The following is a 2,457-nucleotide window of genomic DNA, read 5'->3' as shown; positions in this document are numbered from 1 at the left end:
ATGATAGCCAAGGGAACACTGTAATGGAAAAATGGATGGTAGATGGAATGGGCCATGACTGGTCAGGTGGAAGTACAGCAGGAAGCTACACAGATCCAAATGGACCAGATATGAGTTTAATCATATGGAACTTCTTTAATGGAACTTCTTCAGAGCCAACAGAACCAACAGATCCAGAAGATCCAGCAGACCCAGAAGATCCAGCAGACCCAGAAGACCCAGAAGACCCAGAAGATCCAGAAGAACCAGTTAACTACGAAAGTGAGTATGGAACAGCAACAGAGCATTATGTTGCAGGTAGATTAGATTACGATGGATACTTAGAAATGGGTAGTAAATATGGATATTCAACATATTTCTGGCTTTATAGAGTAGAGGGATCTACAGAATGGACTGATGAAGAACCTAATGGCACAACAGAGCCAACAGATCCAGAAGAGCCAACAGATCCAGAAGAGCCAACAGACCCAGAAGACCCAGAAGACCCAGAAGACCCAGCTATAGCCACTATAACTAATACAGGGGCTCAAAGTGGATATGTAAAAGCAAATAATGACGGATCAGGAGCAGTAGTAGGAACTTTAAGTAATTTAGCAATTGGGGCAGGTAGCGATGGAATGCAAAATAGAACTATCTTGAGTTTTGACACTTCTTCAATACCTGAAGATGCAACTATTACACGTGCATATATTACTGTAGACTATAGTTCTGGATGGGGAGATCCATGGACTAATGGAACAATGAAAGTAGATGTAAAGTCTGGATACTTTGGAGCATCTGAAAGTGTTGAAGCGGATGTTTATTCAGCAGAAGCAACAGCTTCCTCAGTTGCAGAAGTTAATAAATTCACAACAGGAACTCAAAGCTCTACAGATTTTAATCAAGCAGGAGTCGACGCTATAAATACAACAGGGATTACACAAGTAAGACTAGGTTTTGATTGGAATCCTTCAGCTTACAATTATGTATTTATTGGTGGAGGTGCAGCACCACAGCTTGTAGTTGAGTTTGAGTAGGTTACTAGCTATAAAACGATAGCACCTGAATAATAATAAAAAAGCGTGAATGATTTATTCCATTCACGCTTTTTTAGAGAATAATTTTTCAAAACATTCTATAAAAGGGGCGACAAGATGAAAAACAAGTTTAAGATAATACCAATTTTACTAGTTATATTGATGGCAATCCCACAAAGTGTTTATGCGATTATACCAATGAATAGCATGATAAGTAATGATATCGAACTTAGTACTGTAATCGATATGTGGGCCGAAGAAGACAATACGGTACATAGTGCTGTACCAGGTGAATTTATAATTAAATACAGGGATGATGTTGAAAAAAATGATTTAGTAAAGACTACTCTCCAAAATAATTTTTGAAATGATTGAGAATTTCGAGTTTATGAATGCTGGACTAGTTTCCATGTCTAACTTAGTTGACTTAGATCAGATGGCAAACTACTTCTATAACCTTCAATCGCATGATTATATTGAATATATAGAGCCTAATTATATATATCAATCCCTTAACCTTACATCTGACGAAAGAAGCAACGAGTTATGGGGACTTAAAAATATTGGACAAACCATTCAACAGCAATCTGGCGTTGCTGGAATAGATATAAACATAGAAGAAGCATGGGAAATAACCCAAGGTGATGAAGAGGTTATTGTAGCAGTAATAGATAGTGGTGTAGATATAAATCATCCAGATTTAAAAGATAGAATATGGACAAATCCAAACGAAATTGAAAATGGTGTAGACAGTTCCGGAAATGGTTATGTAGATGATATCCATGGATGGGATTTTTATAACAACAACAATACTGTTTTTAACGCAGAAGATGGGGATGAACATGGAACCCATGTTGCAGGAACAATAGCTGCAACACAAAACGATATAGGTATTGTTGGTGTTGCACCAAACGTAAAAATTATGCCTCTTAAGTTTCTTGGTCCAAATGGTGGGAGCTTAAGTGATGCAATAGCAGCAATTGAATATGCATCAGATATGGGAGCAACAATAGCTAACAATAGTTGGGGTGGCGGAGGCTATTCCCAGGCATTGAAAGATGCTATTGATAACTCAGGAATGCTTTTTATAGCTGCAGCAGGTAATGAATCAGTTAACAATGATGGTGGTGGTTGGTTTGCACCACAGCCAAGTTATCCGGCAAGCTATGATTTACCAAATGTAATATCCGTAGCAGCAGTTGATAATCGTGGTAATTTAGCGTCATTTTCAAACTACGGAGCTAACTCTGTTCACGTAGCAGCCCCTGGAGTTTCAATATTAAGTACCTTACCTGGAAACGAATACGGATACCTAAATGGAACATCCATGGCAGCACCCCATGTTGCAGGAGTAGCGGCATTGTTACTGACCAACGGGGTAACAGATCCTTTAGAAATGAAGGATAACATATTAGATAGTGTGACGCCGTTATCTAGTTTA

At 38.4% G+C, this 2,457-nt stretch carries 2 protein-coding genes and 1 pseudogene; all 3 read left to right on the top strand.

The window, feature by feature from the left end:
* Nucleotides 1–1,016: pseudogene (locus tag RH915_RS11340) on the top strand (hypothetical protein); the annotation flags it as partial.
* A gap of 117 nt (nt 1,017–1,133) precedes the next feature.
* Nucleotides 1,134–1,382, top strand: coding sequence for a hypothetical protein (locus RH915_RS11335; protein ID WP_310480146.1), 249 nt, complete (start codon nt 1,134–1,136; stop codon nt 1,380–1,382).
* Between the two features lie 22 nt (nt 1,383–1,404).
* Nucleotides 1,405–2,457, top strand: a 1,053-nt coding sequence (locus RH915_RS11330) for a S8 family peptidase (RefSeq protein WP_310480145.1), incomplete at its 3' end; no start/stop codon positions are given.

It is taken from the genome of Serpentinicella sp. ANB-PHB4, from assembly GCF_031432315.1.
GTDB lineage: Bacteria > Bacillota > Clostridia > Peptostreptococcales > Natronincolaceae > Serpentinicella.
The sequence above is the reverse complement of the archived record's forward strand: the minus strand, read 5'-3'. Positions and strand labels throughout refer to the sequence as shown.

Bases quoted from the DNA above. Each gene is read 5' to 3' on its own strand.
- RH915_RS11335 (WP_310480146.1), top strand. From the start codon at position 1,134: ATGAAAAACAAGTTTAAGATAATACCAATTTTACTAGTTATATTGATG.